Annotated in this window: 13 protein-coding genes; 7 read left to right on the forward strand and 6 right to left on the reverse strand. The window is 40.5% G+C overall.

Features of this window, described 5'->3' with window-relative positions; all coding sequences use genetic code 11:
• Positions 1-5 precede the first annotated feature (5 nt).
• A complete protein-coding gene (locus K0S23_RS09390) occupies positions 6-1,280 on the reverse strand; it encodes an amidohydrolase family protein (protein WP_300356501.1) in 1,275 nt (424 codons plus the stop codon).
• A gap of 18 nt (positions 1,281-1,298) precedes the next feature.
• A complete protein-coding gene (locus K0S23_RS09395; protein ID WP_300356503.1) occupies positions 1,299-4,334 on the reverse strand; it encodes an amidohydrolase family protein in 3,036 nt (1,011 codons plus the stop codon).
• Between the two features lie 115 nt (positions 4,335-4,449).
• Between K0S23_RS09395 and K0S23_RS09400 the strand changes: the two genes are divergently transcribed.
• The 7 genes from K0S23_RS09400 to K0S23_RS09430 all read left to right on the forward strand — a co-directional run bounded on the left by K0S23_RS09400 (position 4,450) and on the right by K0S23_RS09430 (position 10,871).
• Positions 4,450-4,887 carry a hypothetical protein gene (locus tag K0S23_RS09400; protein WP_300356505.1) on the forward strand — a complete coding sequence of 146 codons (438 nt, stop codon included), beginning with the start codon at positions 4,450-4,452 and terminating at the stop codon, positions 4,885-4,887.
• A complete protein-coding gene (locus K0S23_RS09405) occupies positions 4,878-5,222 on the forward strand; it encodes a cytochrome c (protein ID WP_300356507.1) in 345 nt (114 codons plus the stop codon). The genes K0S23_RS09400 and K0S23_RS09405 overlap by 10 nt, the downstream gene beginning before the upstream one ends.
• Before the next feature lie 3 nt (positions 5,223-5,225).
• The gene (gene hflX / locus K0S23_RS09410; RefSeq protein WP_300356509.1) at positions 5,226-6,407 is read left to right on the forward strand and encodes a GTPase HflX; all 1,182 of its coding nucleotides are present in this window, start codon (positions 5,226-5,228) and stop codon (positions 6,405-6,407) included.
• 455 nt (positions 6,408-6,862) lie between these two features.
• Positions 6,863-9,064, forward strand: coding sequence for a tetratricopeptide repeat protein (locus K0S23_RS09415; protein WP_300356511.1), 2,202 nt, complete (start codon positions 6,863-6,865; stop codon positions 9,062-9,064).
• 3 nt (positions 9,065-9,067) lie between these two features.
• Complete coding sequence (locus K0S23_RS09420) at positions 9,068-9,694, forward strand: carotenoid biosynthesis protein (protein ID WP_300356513.1); 627 nt, start codon at positions 9,068-9,070, stop codon at positions 9,692-9,694.
• The gene (locus K0S23_RS09425) at positions 9,691-10,176 is read left to right on the forward strand and encodes a sterol desaturase family protein (protein ID WP_300356515.1); all 486 of its coding nucleotides are present in this window, start codon (positions 9,691-9,693) and stop codon (positions 10,174-10,176) included. Before K0S23_RS09420 ends, K0S23_RS09425 begins: the two co-directional genes overlap by 4 nt.
• Positions 10,173-10,871, forward strand: a complete 699-nt coding sequence (locus tag K0S23_RS09430) for a lycopene cyclase domain-containing protein (protein ID WP_300356517.1) — start codon at positions 10,173-10,175, stop codon at positions 10,869-10,871. The genes K0S23_RS09425 and K0S23_RS09430 overlap by 4 nt, the downstream gene beginning before the upstream one ends.
• Positions 10,872-11,356: 485 nt before the next feature.
• Here the strand turns inward: K0S23_RS09430 and K0S23_RS09435 are convergent, their stop codons facing one another.
• The 4 genes from K0S23_RS09435 to K0S23_RS09450 form a co-directional block, all read right to left on the reverse strand.
• The gene (locus K0S23_RS09435; RefSeq protein WP_300356519.1) at positions 11,357-12,325 is read right to left on the reverse strand and encodes a polyprenyl synthetase family protein; all 969 of its coding nucleotides are present in this window, start codon (positions 12,323-12,325) and stop codon (positions 11,357-11,359) included.
• A complete protein-coding gene (gene rfbA / locus K0S23_RS09440; RefSeq protein WP_300356521.1) occupies positions 12,325-13,188 on the reverse strand; it encodes a glucose-1-phosphate thymidylyltransferase RfbA in 864 nt (287 codons plus the stop codon). The genes K0S23_RS09435 and rfbA overlap by 1 nt, the downstream gene beginning before the upstream one ends.
• A gap of 6 nt (positions 13,189-13,194) precedes the next feature.
• Complete coding sequence (locus tag K0S23_RS09445) at positions 13,195-15,876, reverse strand: MMPL family transporter (protein WP_300356523.1); 2,682 nt, start codon at positions 15,874-15,876, stop codon at positions 13,195-13,197.
• A gap of 108 nt (positions 15,877-15,984) precedes the next feature.
• Complete coding sequence (locus tag K0S23_RS09450; RefSeq protein ID WP_300356525.1) at positions 15,985-18,015, reverse strand: S9 family peptidase; 2,031 nt, start codon at positions 18,013-18,015, stop codon at positions 15,985-15,987.
• Positions 18,016-18,184 lie beyond the last annotated feature (169 nt).

The raw sequence follows: 18,184 nt of genomic DNA on the forward strand, positions 1-18,184 counted from the left end.
TAAACCTACTTCCCGTATTTCGCCTTATACTTCTGATACAGCTCCGTTTGAAAGTTGCTGGTAGGTACAAATTCCCCATTAATGAGGATCACAGAAGCCTGGTTTCCTTTCATTTCCAGCGCAGAGCCAAACGAACCGAATAAGGTTGCTCTTTTTCCGATCTCAATACTTCCGTAATTTTTGGAAATTCCCATGATCTCGCAAGCACTTAGGGTAATGGAGCGAACGGCTTCTTCTTCTGTTAAACCGTAAGACATAGCGGTTCCGGCAAGAAAAGGAAGGTTGCGTGCATTCATTGCCTCCATATCACCTTCATTCTGAAGACAAAATTGAACTCCTGCCTGCTGTAACAGGAAGGGAAGTTTATATGGCAGATCGTATGGGTCATCCTCGTGTTGTGGCAGTGAATGCAAACGGCCGATCATAACGGGTACTTTTTTGATCTTTAATCGCTCGGCTACCAGGTAGCTTTCATAACCACCGACAATGACAGGGAATTTAATTTCCAACTCCGAGATCAGGTCCAGGATATCATTGATTTGTTGTACTTCATTGGCGTGAAAGTAAAAACGTTTTTCTCCTGTAAAACATTCGCTCAAAGCAGTATATTGAAGCGGTGTATTCTTGTCCTTGGCATTCGTACTTGCTTTAGCGTTAGTTAAGTAAGCGATCAATTCACGTTTTTGTTCTTCATACGTTTCATTGGGTTTTGTGATAGGATCTCCCCAGGAACGGCTATAGGCAGAAGGCCATTCAATGTGGATTCCATCATCCGGTTTTACCGTTCCGTCCTCCCAGTTCCAGCAAGAAGTCGTCATCAGGCTTGACTGACCGGAGATTCTTCCGCCACGAGGAGTGGTTTGGACCATTAAAACACCATTTGTACGGACTGTTTCAATTACATCCGACTCACAATTGTATGCGATCTGTGCGCGGACATGCGGATTGAATGTTCCCATTTCGTGAAAATCCCTGGAAGCTCTTACCGCGTCAATTTCCGTTAAGCCCAAAGTAGAGTTCGGGGCAACGAATCCCGGGTAAATATGCTGTCCGCTTAAATTGATGATCGTGTCCCAATCGGATTTGTTGTAGGTATATGCCAATGAATTTCGGACGATGGTAATAATTCCGTTCTCAATTCCAATCGCTCCGGTGCTGATCACTTGTCCGTTCCCGATATGCAATGTGGCACTTTCAAGGAGGATTCTATTGTATTTCTTTTGTCCGTAGCTATTTATACTTGCAAGCAGGATCAAAAAAGTAGATATGAATGTTTTCATGTTCAATGTTTTGGGTGCTTAGTGTTCGTTTGCTTCGAATGATTCTTCTTCACCAAGCGTGTTGCAATGGAAATGGCCTCTGCGTTTGCGGTTGAATGGTTTTGTAGGTTCACCTTTCTTTCCTTCTTCCGTCATTTTTGCAATAATTCGTGCTCTCTCTGCTGCAATTTCCTGCTGTATCAGAAAGTCTTTTTGTGCATCGAACAAAATTTCTCCGTCTACGACTGTATATAGTGGTTTTGCAGTAATACTCAACGGATTATTTGTCCATAGAACGAGATCTGCATCTTTTCCAACCTGTACTGTTCCCATGCGGTCATCCAAATGCAACAATTTAGCAGGGTTCAGTGTGACCATTTTCCATGCCTGATCTTCTGTTGCACCACCATACTTAATGGTTTTTGCGGCTTCCTGGTTCAGGCGGCGGCCCATTTCTGCATCATCCGAGTTAATAGCAACGATCAAACCCATATTCGTCATCAGGGAAGCATTCTGAGGAATTGCATCCATTACTTCGAATTTGTATGCCCACCAATCGGAAAAGGTGGAGGCTCCTACGCCGTGTTCTTTCATTTTATCGGCTACTTTGTAACCTTCCAATATGTGTGTGAAAGTATTTACTTTAAACCCGAATGAATCAGCTACGTGCATCAGCATATTGATCTCGGATTGTACATAACTGTGGCACGTGATTCTACGTTCACCGGAAACAATTTCGTATAAAGCTTCCAGTTCCAGATCAACAGCCGGCGGAACAGTATTTTTGTCCTTGTGTTTTCCTGAGGCATCGCTTTTTGCCTGGTGATAAGCCAGAGCTCTTGAAAAAGCATCAATGTAAACCTGTTCAACTCCCATTCGGGTTTGCGGGAAGCGATTGCTCACACCCCAGTTACTTTGTTTTACATTTTCTCCAAGTGCAAATTTTACAAACTTCGGTGCATTTTTAATAATGTATTCATGCGGGTAATGTCCCCATTTCAATTTTATCAATGCAGATTGACCACCAATTGGATTGGCTGATCCGTGCAACAGTTGTGCAGCAGTGACTCCACCTGCTAATTGATGGTATACATCAATGTCTTCCGCATTAATGGCATCTTCCATGCGTACTTCACATGCTACGGCTTGTCCGCCTTCATTTACTCCTCTTGTCAGGGCAATGTGGGAATGTTCGTCAATGATCCCGGTTGTAAGAATTTTCCCACGGGCATTAATAACGACTGCATCGTTCGGTTTCATGTAGGTTCCCGAACCTTTGTGAATAGCTTTGATCTTTCCGTTTTCAACAATCACGGTTCCCTCCTGAATAATTCCTTCATCTGTATTCGTCCAGATTGTTGCCTGCTCGAAAATAATAACCGATTGTTTCGGTGATGAGGTAAAACCAAAAGCACTGTTAGGAAACCGGGCCCCAGGAATGGTTAATGTATCTGCTGTCCAGGCCTGTTTGTTTTCATCCTTTGCTTCAAACTTTTTGTTTCGCAAAGCACTCCATTTGATCCATTTCCCTTTGTCGTTGGTTCCTTCTCCTTCGAAAATGTAAACCCGAGGATTGATATCGCCTTTTAAACTGAAACTTTGTTTTTCGCCATCCAATTGCTGGATGAAGTGAATAGAGATATCGTTGTTGACAAGCGAAATTTTAGCGTTTGAAGTTAATGTGTCGGATTTATTTGCCAGTGTCAGTGAATCCTGGATCGTTCGAACCAATTTTACCTTTCCTTCCGGTTGGTTAGCTGTTCCGCTTATTTCCAGCCAGTATTTTGCACCATCAATATTCAAGCTATACGTTCCGCGAATATCTGAAACGGGAGTATTCTGATAAACTTTTCGTTCTCCTTTCGAAAAAACTTCAAGCACTTTTGCCTGGTGTAAGAAGGGGTTTTGATCATACAGGGTGAAATTTGCCCATTTATCCGTTTCAATTGTTCCCAATTCTTTTTGAACTCCAAGTAAGGTGGCCGGGGCAACGGTCAATGAACGGAGCACGTCGTTTACAGACCAGCCCATTGCCAAAGCCTGGTGAATGTGTTTCCAGAAATCGCCTGCAGAATTATGACCGGCTGCGGAAGTAATAAACGGAACTTTGTGTTTGAACAAAAACGCAGGATTTCTTGGAGCCATTTCCCAAATTTTCAATTCGCTGTAAGGAATTTCATGTGCTAGATAAGGGTCTTTCAAATCAAATGCTTCAGGGAAGTTGATTGGGATTACGAGTTGAACTTTCAATGTGTCCCATGCATTTCCTAAAAATTGTTCCTGTCCCGTTCCGATAACTGTAAAATCACGTTTGAATTCGCGCATAAAAGACTTTACCCGAAATACATCTGCTTTATCGTCCAGAACAAAAAATGCCGGTTTCTTTAACTGCATTGTTAGAGCATCCAAACTGTAATTGGCATCCTTTCCATATTCGGAATGCCATTGTGCATCATAAAAGGACTGTCTGAGCAAGGCAATAGAACCAACTAGGGAACTTGGGTAATCCTGTTGAGAAGTTCCTTTTCTGAATGAATAAAAGGAAGCAGCCTGGCTCAGGAAGGGTTGATTGTTTGTGCTGCTCGTCCCCAATTGCATTAGGGCACCATAACCCTGTGCCAAACCATCATTCCGGTGAATCAGAACCGAGCCGAAACCCATTTTCTGATATTCTGAAATCATTTTCTCATCTGACTTGTACCAGTCAATAGCGTCAAATTCCGAGCGAATAGCGTGGTTCCAGTAATAAGGACCGGTTTTGTTTTCCGCTTTTTGATCCGAAGGAATTCCCATTGTGGAGTTGACTTCAATAAATGAAGGAACAACCACCGCATGATTTCCATCGATGACCATCAAATCTTTCGGAGTTGTTAGAAGAATCTTGTCCACAGCTGTGATCTTTCCATCTCTCACTGTGATCGTACCATTTTCAATGGTCTTGTCAGGAGAAATAAAAATAGTCACATTCGTAAGTACAAATGAGTTCTGATTGGGAGCTTTAACCCCATTTTGAGGCCTTTCAGCTTGTGAAAAAACGCTCAGTGGAAATAAGAGAGCAAGTATATAGCGAATCATTTTTTTAACGACTTCTTGTTTAAGGGCTGAAAAATAGTGATTCTATGTGGAAATAAGTGATTCACTTAGACCAATGAGGTCATTTTTTCGGTAATTTTGCCAAAACTTACTTATTATGGGTGCATTAATACACGGACATTCGGGATTACGTTGGGTAGCTTTAGCTTTATTGGTTTTTGCAATTGTGAATGCCATATTGAAACTGAAGAGTGGAAAATACGAAAAAGGCGATAAGATGCTGAACTTGTTCGCAATGGTTATGTTACATATCCAGATTACTTTGGGAATCATTGTGTCTTTTGTTTCGGGGAAAATTTCCTATGCAGAAGGCTGGATGAAAAACCCGCAGTATCGTTTCTTCGGGCTGGAGCATATTTTACTGATGGTAATCGCGGTGACATTGGCAACGATCGGAAGAAAGAAAGCAGAGAAAGCATTGGATCCGGCCAAAAAACATAAAACCATTCTTATTTGGTATACTATCGTGCTGATTATCATTTTTGCAGCTATTCCTTGGCCATTCAGAACAGCATTGGGAGGATCATGGTTTTAAAGAAGAGCATACCGTTTTTTCTATCGGTTTGTTTACTTGCGGCTTGCGGAGAAGAAGCAAAACCTGTTGAAAACACCAAACCGGTTTCAAATGAGCCTATCTCGCTTGAAGATGCAAGAGCAGTTTACACATTGAATTGTGCTTCTTGTCACGGACCTGACGGAACATTGAAAGCTTCCAATGCAAAGGATTTGTCGATCAGTAAAATGAATGAAAGCGAAATAGAGCAGATGATCCGCAAAGGAAATGACAAAGGAATGATGCCTTACGAAGAGATGCTGAGTACAGCTGAAATAAAAGGATTAGTAAAATTCGTTCAAAATTTACGAAAATAACACATGAGTGAAGGTCACGTTTTAGTCGATGCAGTTGAAGAAACTTGCGTACTTGTTGGGATAATTACATCTACCGTGACGGACGAACAAGCTCACGAGTACCTGGACGAACTGGAGTTCCTTGCGGAAACTGCCGGTGCTACTACAGTCAAACGATTTACGCAGAAACTTCCAATGGCAAATCCGAGAACTTTCGTGGGAACAGGAAAGTTGCAGGAGATCAAAGAATATGTGAAGGAACATGGAGTTGAGCTGGTCATTTTCGATGATGAGCTTTCACCTTCCCAATTGCGAAACATTGAGCGTGAACTGGAGTGTAAGATCCTGGACCGGAACATCCTGATTTTGGATATCTTCGCTTCCAGGGCCCGGACTTCTCATGCAAAAACGCAGGTCGAACTTGCCCAGATGCAATACATGCTTCCCCGCCTGAAACGACTTTGGACTCACCTTGAACGGCAGAAAGGGGGAATTGGACTGCGTGGTCCGGGGGAATCCCAGATCGAAACAGATAGACGGATCATTCAAACACGAATTGCCCTTCTGAAGGAAAAACTGAAAGAGATCGATAAGCAAATGTCGGTTCAGCGAGGTAACCGTGGACAATTAGTGCGGGTTGCTTTGGTCGGATATACAAACGTGGGTAAAAGCACCCTGATGAACTTATTGAGTAAATCGGATGTTTTTGCAGAGAATAAATTATTCGCGACTTTGGACACGACCGTTCGAAAAGTAGTGATCGAGAATTTACCCTTCTTACTTACAGATACCGTTGGATTCATTCGAAAGTTACCTCATCAGCTGGTGGAATCGTTTAAATCGACCCTGGATGAAGTACGCGAAGCAGATTTGTTAATTCATGTAGTCGATATTTCTCATCCGAATTTTGAAGATCAGCTCCATATTGTAAACGAAACATTGGCTGAATTGGATAATAAAGACAAACCGATGATTCTCGTCTTTAATAAGATCGATGCATATCAGTATAATCCTGATGATGAGGATGGTGCAAACATGACTCTTGAAGAATTAAAGAAAACCTGGATGAGTCGTATGCCTGCTACCAAATGTGTATTCATATCTGCCACGGATAAAGAGAATGTAGAAGAGTTGAAGGAAACGATGTATTCTGAGATCAAACGTATTTTCGCAATCCGTTATCCCCGGAATAATTTCCTTTACTAGTGCTTAAGTATTATGCGTTTTGATTCCGATAAAAACAGGAATTAATCACAAGTCATACTCAGATTTTAATTTTCTACCACAAATCGCGAAGTGTCGGGACCTGAAAATTCAGGTGATTTTTCCATCTGAATCCCATTCAGACAAAGGGCTGTTTGTCCGCCGCGGCGGACGAACATGCAACTTCAGAAGCGATTAAAGCAACTTCTAACGTTCAAAAAACGATAATCTGTAATCACTTGGTTTAAGTATATAATTTCCACCGGTAAGCGCCTCTAACATTTGTGCATTTGTGGGACATATAACGCGATGGTATTTTAAAAAGTGGTTTGGGTGCGAATAATACATGTGCCCATAGAAATCGTACTCATTTGAATTCATATGAACCTTTCGGTTGATTATTCCGGTACATTTTCTGAATTTTTCCGTTTGAATTTTGAATTTCAGTATCTTCGACCATGCGAAGTTGGCTTTTGGTAATTACTCTGTTTACATGCTCTTTGGCGAATGGCCAAACGACATACCTGGACAGCTTAAAAAGCTCGCTTCAAAAACCCGTTTCTTCGGATACTATGCGGGTATTTCAATACAACGAAATTGCATGGACTTACCTCGATTATTCGCTGGATTCAACCTATCTCTATCTTCAAAAAGGACTTGCTTTAGCTAAAAAAAAGAATTATTCGAACGGGATAATGGATGCCAAAAATGTTCTGGGGATTTATTACCGTTTGACCTCACGTTATCCGGAAGCAATTCATATTTATGAAGAATTGATCCGTTTGCGTAAAAAATATCACCAGGAAGATAAACTGATTGGTGCTTACTCGAATTTAGGATCGGTTTATTACGAAAAGAAAGAGTTTGCCAAGGCATTGAAAAATTACCAGAAGTCCTTGGAGCAAGCTCAAAAATTAAAGGATGATGAGCGGGCATTGGTTCTTTACACTAACCTGGGAGTTACCTACAAAGCGATTGGTTTATATGATCAGGCAATTGTTGCGTTCGAGGATGGTCTGAAACTGAATAAAAAAGTCAAAGGAGATGAAGGTTCTCTATATCTCAATTTGGGAACAGTTTATCATGACCGCCAAATGTATCATCAATCCATTAAGTATTTCCTGATAGCAAAGAAGGCAGTGGAAAAAGCGGGAAACTACCGTTTGCTGGAAACGATCCTGTATAATTTGAGTTTGGATTACCGGCATACCAAGCAATATGCTTTGGCAAAAAGAATGCTCGGAGAATTGAAAGAAGTTGCTCAGCGTTTGGATGAAGATGCTGTTTGGTTTACTTATTATCGTAGTGAAGCAAATTATTTGTCGGATATCAAGAAGTATCCTGAAGCACTTAAATCTGCAGAACAGGCAGAGCTTATGTCGAATAAGGAAGCTGATCTGTTGAATTATGCGGAAATCCAATTGACCAAAGCAACGATTTACCAGGAAATGGGGCAGTCCAAATTAGCGATTCAGCATGCTGAGACAGCGCTGGAGGCGTTTAACGATAGCGAAGATGTCAATGCCCGGATAAGAACTTATAATTCACTCTCAGAGATCTTAAAAAAGGCGGGGGATCACAAGAAGGCCTTGGAATATTTCGAAAAAGCCAATTCTCTAAAGGAAAAAATGGACCTGGAGGCAGTGACGAATCAAATAGCGACTTTAAATTCCCTGAATGAATTGGAACGAAAGGAACAGGATCTGGCAATTTCCGAACAAACGAACCAATTGATCAGAGCGGAAAACAACCGGAAAAGCAACCTGATATTGGGTTTATTCCTGATCGGAGGACTGATTGTGATTTCCCTAGGAATCAGTTTTAAATCCAACCGGCAAAAAAAGAAGGCGAATACTTTGTTGAATGCGCAAAACGAGGAGATCGAAAACCAGAAATCGCTGATAGAAGAAAAACAGACCGAGATCCTGGATTCGATCCGTTATGCAAAACGTATCCAGGAATCATTATTGGTTCAGCAAAAATTGTTACACGAATCACTTCCGGAGTCCTTCATTTTCTTTCAGCCGAAAGATATCGTTTCGGGAGATTTTTACTGGGCAACAAAACGGGACGGTAAGTTTTACCTCGCGATTTGTGATAGTACCGGACATGGCGTGCCGGGGGCATTCATGAGTGCATTGAATATTACTTTTCTAAGTGAAGCCATCAATCAACTGGGAATTAGCGAACCGGGAAGGATCTTTAATCATGTGAGAAATCGCCTGGTAGAATCTATTTCCCACGACGGGGCAAAGGATGGAATGGATGGCGTTTTATTCTGCTTTGATGAAACGAGTCGAAAATTGACTTATACAGCTGCTTATAATTATCCGGTTATTATTCGGGGAGGTGAACTGATTAAATTCGCGGCGGATAAAATGCCTGTGGGGAAAAGCGATATCATGAATGATTTTCAAACTTATGTGATTGATATCGAACCTGGAGATGAATTGTTTGCATATACAGATGGTTATGCAGACCAATTTGGCGGAGAAAGCGGGAAAAAATTAAAACTGGCAAATCTGCATGCGTATTTACTGCGTATCTCTGATAAAACAATGACTGAACAACATGCTTTGTTGAAAGAATATTTCCATTCCTGGAGGGGTGACCTGGATCAGGTAGACGATGTATGCTTGTTTGGAGTTAAATTAATCTGATCAATGAATCCTTCAAAAAAACAAAACCTTCTCTTAGTCGTTTTAATTATTTTCTACACGGTTGGACTGATAGGTCTTCATACAAGTTCACGCCTGAGTTTTTTGGCACTGACACCATTTAACTTAATATTATCCTTTGCTTGTCTTTATTTGTCATACAAGGATTACTCCTTAAGAAAGCATATCGATATACTTCTGATTGCAGTTGCAGGATTTACAATCGAATGGATCGGTGTTCACACCTCGCTGCTTTTCGGTCATTACCAGTACGGAACATTTTTAGGTTACAAAGTAGGTGGAATCCCGTTAACAATTGCCCTGAATTGGGTATTACTTACATTTACTTCCACAGCAATTGTCAATAAATGGCAAATCCCGCTGATTTTGAAAGCATTGATTGCAGGAGCATTAATGACCGGTCTGGATTGGTTCATTGAACCCGTTGCCATTCGTTCCGGATTTTGGTCCTGGCAAAATAACATCATCCCAATTTACAATTATATTTGCTGGATGGCATTCTCATCGGTGTTTTGTTATTGGGTTTTAAGCAGAAAAACAGTAGAAACCAATAAAGTTAGTGTCGGATTATACCTGATACTGGTAATATTTTTTGCAATTTTAAACCGATGATTCCAACTTGGACCGGCATATTGATTTTTATCGGAACTTTTTTCCTTACCGAATTTGCAGCGTGGTCTGCCCATAAATTCGCAATGCATGGATTTATGTGGTATTTCCACAAGGACCATCACCAGGGAGAACAAGGTTTTTTTGAACGCAACGACGTCTTTTTCCTGATTTTTGCTATTCCCAGTTGGTTGGGGATTATGCTTGGCCTGATGTATAAACAATATGGTTTTGTTTGGATGGGATTTGGGATCATGGCGTATGGATTCACCTATTTCCTCATCCATGATGTCTTTATCCATCGGCGGTTTAAATGGATTCGTGAAATCAATACTCCTTACTTTTTAGCGATCAGACGTGCTCATAAAATGCATCATAAACATCTGAACAAAGAAGATGGCGAATGTTTTGGTTTGTTAATTGTCCCTTTCAAATATTATCTTGAAGCAAGACGTTCGTACAAACAAAATCAAGCTTCCAAATGAGTTTGTATTTTTGGATCATCCTGGGAACAATCTGTTTTCCTTTTTTGCTGAGCTTTGACAAGAAAATTCATTTTCATACACACTGGCGCACGATTTTTCCGGCAATTTTATTGGTTGGCTTGTTTTTCCTAATCTGGGATAATTATTTTACGGATCATGAGATTTGGGGGTTCAATCCAAAATATGTTCAGGGTATTTACCTGTTCCGTTTGCCCTTGGAGGAAGTATTGTTCTTTTTGGTAGTCCCATATGCCTGCCTTTTTGTTTACGAGGTCATTAAAGGTTATTTCCCGGATTTGAAACTTGCGCTTTTAGGCCGTGCTTTTGCTTTTTCGATGGTGCTTTCCGGTTTGTTGCTGACTACCTTTTATATTCGGAATTGGTATACCTTAACCGCTTGTTCACTATCTACTTTACTGATTATTGGAATCCATTTCAGGGCCAAAGCACCCTGGTTCAATTCATTTGCACTTGCTTTCCTTGTTTGCCTGATTCCTTTTTTGATTGTGAATGGCGCTCTGACGGGTTTATTTACAGATGAACCGGTTGTTTGGTATTCAGAAAATCACATCATCGGAATTCGAATAGGAACGATTCCTTTGGAAGATCTGTATTACAACCTGAGCATGTTGTTGCCAATTGTTTTGATTCACGAAGTCCTGAAACAGGCTAAAATGAAGAAATCCGAAACGTAACAGTTGATGTATTTTAAAAAACGAAACGTTAGAGATAAAATTTAGTGCAGTATCTTGTTTTTCCGAGCATTTAATCATGTAGACCAAGTATTGGTATAGCATGGATTAAGTATAGATAGAGCATAGATACCCCACATTTTACACTGCGAAACTTCAGTGCTGAAAGTCCTGACCAAAGCGTCAGTGGAAGCAGTGTTTACGTTCAACCTGCGAAGCTCGAAAGAGCGAAGTAGGGAATAACCTGCGAAGTCGACGACAAAGTAGGTTTCATACTACGAAGTTCGCAAGAACGCTGAAAGCCTTGACCGAAGCGTCAATGGAAGTAGGTTTCACATTCGAAACTCAAAAGAGTGCTGAAAGTCCTGACCGTAGCGTCAATGGAAGTAGTATTTTGCACTACGAAACTCGAAGAGTGAAGGTGTACTTTTTAATTTTCAAAGTTTGTAAGAGCAAAGGCGTGCCTCTAAATTAACTCCCAACTAATTTTAAAGTTTTCTTGTAAGCAGGAATTTTGCCAGTTCGCGAAGTGTATCTGTTCTCAGTCCCTTTTGTTCCAGTTGCTGTAAGTTTTCCATCGCCTGGTCATAATATGCATTCATTGTTTGCTGACTCGCGTTTTTAGCACCAATTTCTTCAAACAAGGTCTTTGCAAATTCAATTTTATCATTTGCAGGCTGCATTTGTACCAGTTTGTCAAATCTTGAATCATTTGTTGACAGCGCAATCTCCTTGGCTTTTAGAAAAAGCAGTGTTTTTTTATTCGAAAGGATATCTCCGCCAACTTGTTTACCGAATAATTCCGGATCTCCGTATAGGTCCAAAATATCATCCTGGATCTGAAAAGCTATTCCCAATGAAACACCAAATCCGTATAAGTTCCTTCTTGCTTCTTCGTCCTGATTTCCCAAAATGGCTCCGAGTTCCAGGGCACAACCTAACAAAACGGAAGTTTTCAGACGGATCATTTCAATGTATTCTGATTCCGAAACATCGGGGAGGCTTTCGAAATCCATGTCGAATTGCTGTCCCTGGCAAACTTCAATGGCAGTTTCATTGAAACGCTTCAGTAAAAGCGGAAATCGGTGGTCCGGATATTTTGCAAGTTGCTTAAAGGCTTCAACAAAAAGAACATCTCCGCAGAGAATAGCAGTTTTAGAATCCCATTTGATATGCACCGTCGGTTTTCCTCTTCGAACAGGAGCTTCATCCATGATATCATCGTGGATCAGGGAGAAGTTATGAAACAGTTCAATGCAGAGTGCGGCGTGGATGCTTTCTTCCTTGGGAATATTAAAAATCTCTCCGCTTATTAATGTTAAGATTGGGCGCATCCGTTTTCCTCCCAATGAAAGGAAATAACGCGGGGGATCGAACAAATTACGGGGCTCATCGTCGAGCTTTAGGTTCTTAATTTGATTTTCAAGGTATGCGGCGTATTGAGAAAGATCGTTCATTATTTTTTCAATAATTGCATCAAATATGCTCCGTACCCGCTTTTTAAAAGGGGCGTGGCAATTTCTTCAAGCTGACTCGCTGAAATAAACCCGTTGCGATACGCAATTTCTTCAATGCAACCCACTTTTAAACCTTGTCGTTCCTCAATAACCTGAACAAATTGTCCGGCTTGCATCAATGAAGGAAAAGTTCCCGTATCCAGCCATGCTGTTCCTCTGCTCAAAATTGCAACTTTCAATTTCCCCATCTTTAAATACGCAGCATTCACATCTGTGATTTCGTATTCTCCGCGTGCGGAAGGTTTCAGGTTCTTTGCAATTTCGATTACATCGTTATCGTAAAAATACAAGCCCGGAACTGCGTAATTGGATTTGGGGTTTGCCGGCTTTTCTTCAATTGAAAGCACATTCATTACCTCATCAAATTCAACAACTCCGTAACGTTCCGGATCACTAACATGATAAGCATAAACAACTCCGCCGTCTGGTGATGCGTTCTCTTTTAATAATTCATCCATCCCAACTCCATAGAAGATATTATCTCCTAATATAAGTGCTACCGAATCAGTTCCGATGAAGGATTCCCCAATGACAAAAGCCTGTGCCAGTCCGTTTGGTTCTGCCTGTTCCGCATAAGAAAACGTACAGCCCAGTTTACTTCCGTCGCCTAATAATTTTTTGAACTGAGGTAAATCGTGAGGAGTTGAAATGATCAATATTTCACGAATACCGGCCGTCATCAAAATAGATAAGGGATAATAAATCATTGGTTTATCGTAAATCGGCATTAATTGTTTGCTGATTGCCAATGTCAATGGGTGGAGTCTTGTTCCAGAACCTCCGGCAAGAATGATACCTTTCATTACCTCTTATTCTTTTGTTTCGTTGGATTTATCTTCTTCATCTGAAGTTCGTTTTTCCTGGTCCGAATCTTCTAATTTTTCAATTTCGAGCAAGTCCCAGTTAATATCAGAGTCTTCATCGTAAATTTCAAATAATGGCTCTTCAAATGATTTTGTTGTCAGTCTGCGTTCGTAACTTAAAAGCAAACAAGGAAGTAAGATCAGGTTTGTGAAAAGTGCCACGAAATAAGTAATGGCAGATAAATAACCTAAGGCCTGGGTTCCCCCGAAATCTGAAAATACGAATACAATAAATCCAAAGAAAAGAATCACGGAAGTGTAAATGATACTTAAACCGGTTTCACGGATAGAGATCGCGATACATTCTTTGAGATCCCATTTTTTCATTTTCAGTTCATTCCGGTAATGGGCCAGGAAGTGAATGGTATTATCGACCGTAATCCCCAGTGCGATAGAGAAAATCAATAAGGTAGAAGGTTTTAACGGAATTCCGAAGATTCCCATAATTCCGGCAGTTACCGCCATTGGAATCAGGTTCGGAATCATGGATACAACTACCATTCTGAATGAATAGAATAACAAGCACATCAATGCCGCAATGGAAATAGTTGCGAAGACAATACTGGAGGTTAAATTACTTACGAGATACTTTGTTCCCTCAGATGCGACAACTGAAGTTCCCGTGAGTGTTACATCGTAATATTCCTTATCGATTGCTTCACGAAGTGTATGCTTGAACTTTGGTTTGCCGAAATAGCTTCTTACCAATTCCGGATTAGAGTCAAAGGCATATTGTTTCTTGTCGTTTCCATTTGAAAGCAGGGCAGTGACATTGTTGTATACGCCACTTGATAATTCAAAAATGGAATCAATGTATTCTTTCTTCCCTTTTTTGAATTGGGCATAATAGGTCTCCAGTAAAGGTTTGTCAGGATTCATGATGCTGTCAATGCGGTGTTCAATTAAATGAACCTGATCTTCTACTTCATAAGATCCCAGATCTTTCATGGAAGTTCTGATTCGGAGAATATGATTGGTCGTATCAACCAGCTCTTTGATGGAAAAAGTAGCGTTGTTTGTTGTCGTGGACAGATTCTTTAAATAAGAATTCAGTCGCAGTTTGTCTTTTGTTGCAAAAATCTTGTATTGCTCCGGATTGTTGTTGTAATAAGCCATGTTAACGACTTTGACGAAATCAACAATGGAAAGACTTTTAGCAAACAGGGTGTCTTTTGAAAGCATTTCCTGAACCTGTTCTACACTTTGCATGGTGTTTTTCCCGAAGAGGCGTCCTTTTTCTTTGTAGTTGATCAAAACTTCAAAAGGAACAGCTCCGCCAAAATTGGCTTCCATGAATTGGATGTCTTTCAGAATAGGATCCTTCGCAGGTAAATCTCCTGTAATATTTCCGGTAACTTTCATGAAGAAAATACCTATTCCCGTACCAACTGTTAAAGCAATGGTAATGATATAAACTGTACGACGATTGTTTGTTGTAATGCTTACTAATTTTTCCAGGAACCTTACTGCAGCTTTTCTGTCCAGGTGTTTTAAATGACGCAGTTTCGGTTTTTTGGAGAACGAAGCGAAAATCGGAATCAAACACAATGAAACAACATAACAAAGCATGATGTTTAAAGATGAGATAACTCCAAATTCAAAGAATTTGGTCGAGTTTGTAAACAGGAAGGTCATGAAACCAATTGCTGTAGTAACGTTCGTTAGCCACATTGCGGTTCCCGTTTTGCGGATTACCTGTGTCAGTGCTTTGATCTTGTTTCCGTGCTGCCTGAATTCAAAATGGTATTTGTTAAAGAGATAAATACAGTTCGGAATCCCGATAACGATCATCAGCGGAGGAATCAGTGCCATCATGATGGAAATATTATAGCCCATCAAACCAATGGTTCCCATCGCCCAGATTACTGTGATCATTACCACTAAAACACTGATTAGTGTTACCCGGATGGACCGGAAGAAGAAATACATGATCCCGAAAGAAACCAATAATGAAAGTATCACAAAAATGTACATTTCGCTCATTACACGTTTCCCGATTAAGACCCGCATGTGCGGTAAACCAGCAAAATGGACCTTATTGAAATGCTTTTCATAAGTTTTAGCCAGCTCTTCAATTTCGACAACTACTTTCTGCTTTTCTTTATCAACCAGGAAGTTTTCGTCCAGGGTGACCATCATTAAACTTACGTTTGCAGAATCGTTATACAAAACTCCATTATAAATCGGGTTTCTCCTGATCTCATTTTTGATTTGTTCAATGGATTTTTCTTTAAACGAAATATCGGAGAAAATAGGTTTAATGATGAACTGACTTGAAGCGGTATCATTGATAAGGTTAAACAATTTTGCTTCTGAGATTACCGAAATTACGCCGTCGATCTGAAGAATCGAATCCCCCAAGTTTTTCCACAGTAAGAATTTCTCTTTCGTGTAAAGGTCTTTATCCTGTATGGCAATAATCAAGGCAGATCCATCCTCACCAAACATTTTTTTGAACTTCAGGTAGGTAACCTGGGTCGGACTGTCTTTCGGAAGCATGTTGCCATACTTATTGTCGATTTTTAAACCTGTAATGGCATAGTAACCGAACAAGACGGTCAATAAGGCCATAATGGCAAGAATAATAAAACGATTTCTTAGAATGATATTGGCAATTCTATTCCACATATCTCTTTGTTTTTATTTTTAATCGGACCGCATTAACGTATCCATTTTTTGTTACTTTCTTATGACCTGGACAATCCTCAACTGGCGATCTTTTGTCAAAAACCGTACTTATTTTAAATAAGTATTTAACCAGTCAAAAAACTCCCTGTTCCACAACATACTGTTTTGTGGTTTGGTAACCCAATGGCCTTCATCCGGAAAATAAAGGAATTTGCTTGGTATTCCTTTCAATTGAAGAACTTGAAATGCCTGCATACCTTCAGATTCCGGTACGCGGAAATCTTTTCCGCCATGAATCACCAGCATGGGTGTATTCCATTTGTCAACGAATTTATGCGGGCTATTTTTTGAGTACAATTCTTTATTCTCCGGCAACCAGTATGGCCCGCCGATATCCCAGTTTGCGAAGAATAATTCTTCTGTTGTGCCGTACCAGCTTTCCAGGTTGAATAGTCCGCAATGAGAAATAAAGGCTTTGAAACGATTTTCATGTATTCCTGCCAGGTAGTAAACAGAATATCCTCCGTAACTTGCTCCAACTGCTCCTAATTTATCTTTATTGATAGAAGGTATTTGTGCAACACAACTATCCGTTGCAGTTAAATAATCACGCATTGCCTGTCCGCCCCAATCTTTCGAAATAGCATCATTCCATTCCTGACCAAATCCGGGCAAGCCTCTTCTGTTCGGTGCAATAATGATATAGCCTTGTGAAGCCATTAAGCGGAAATTCCATCGGTATGAAAAGTATTGAGATACCGGGCTTTGCGGTCCGCCCTGGCAATAAAGCAAGGCAGGATATTTCTTCGTGGGATCATAGTCCGGAGGGTAGATCACCCAAGTAAGCATTTTTTTTCCGTCCGTTGTAGTAATCCATTTTTCCTGCACGGTAGGTTCCGCAATACCTTTTAACTCTTCTTTGTTTGCATGAGTCAGTTGCTCATTCAGGTTGGTTTTTGGTGTAAAGATCCAAATATCCGTCGGATGGATCATGTCTTGTTTCTCAAGCAAAACACGGTCTTTCATAACACTGAAGCTTACATAATCGCAACGGTCAAAAGTCAATTGCTGAACCTTCCCGGTTTTAATGTCGATGGAATACAATTGCTTTGTTGCTTTCGTAGTCGCAGTAAAATAGATGAGCTCTTTTGAAGGATGCCACGCGAAGTCGTTTACGCTCACGTCAATACCTGCTGTCAGGTCTTTCTCCTGTCTGCTTTCCAGGTCCATGATGCGGATCCTGTTTTTGTCAGCCTCAAATCCGTCTTTCTCCATACTCAACCATGCAAGTGTCTTTCCTGTGAAATTGACAGCAGGATTGGTATCGTATCCCTTGTGGGCAGAGGAAAGAATTGTTGTGATCTTATCAGATGTGCGATAAGCGTAAATTTCTGAGTTTGTGGATTGAGCAAATGTTTTCCCGGCCATTTTCTTGGTTGAATAAAAAATGGTTTGTCCGTCTTTACTGAAGCAAACGCTTTCTATACCTCCGAATGGACCTGTAACTGACGGATAATTTTCATTATCCATTACATCGGCCTTTTTCATGAACTTACCTTCCGCTGATGATTCGTACCAATACAAGTGAAGTGCTTCGGGTGAAGACCATTGGTTCCAGTGGCGGTACATTAAATCGGTTTCCACTCTTCCGGAAGTCTGGGGCAAATCAGAATATTTGTCTTTTACGGTTTGTTTCAGTTTCAGGGGTTCCAAGGTTGCGAATCTTTTTCCATCTGAGCTAAGAACGAGTCCTTCTACCTGAGTTGTGCCGAAATTATGGATTACTTTGACTGCTTTATTTGAGGGGTTCAGACTTTTCAATTCAATTTCGGAACCTGCAGTTTGAAGGAATACCAAGTGGTTTTCAGAATTCCAGCAGAAGTTCCAGGCTCCATCCAGATCTAACACACTTTTCTTCCCTGTCTTTAATTCAACCAGTATTGTATTGGTTGTTCCTTTATTGATTGTGTAATCGTATTTGGTGCTCTGATAAATCATCCATTCTTCGTTGGATGTACCCAAAGTTCCTGAAATTCGATTGAGCGACCACATCTTTTCAGGAGTAAATTCTTGCGCTTTTGACTGGAATTGTACAAAGGCGCCCGCAATCAGCGCAAGGAAAATAGAAAGTTTACCCATTAGCTTTTTTTCAAGTTGTTCAAAAATACCTAAAAAAGTCAATTTGGGGACTATAAAATACCGGAAATACTGGATTGTTTTAGGATTTAAGCTTCACCTTCTTTCTGCGGGAACTGTTTTGCAAGTATACGTAGGTGAATACAAATAAAGTGACGATTCCCGTAAAGAT

The sequence above is a fragment of the Fluviicola sp. genome, assembly GCF_029266855.1.
Taxonomy (GTDB): Bacteria; Bacteroidota; Bacteroidia; order Flavobacteriales_D; family Crocinitomicaceae; genus Fluviicola.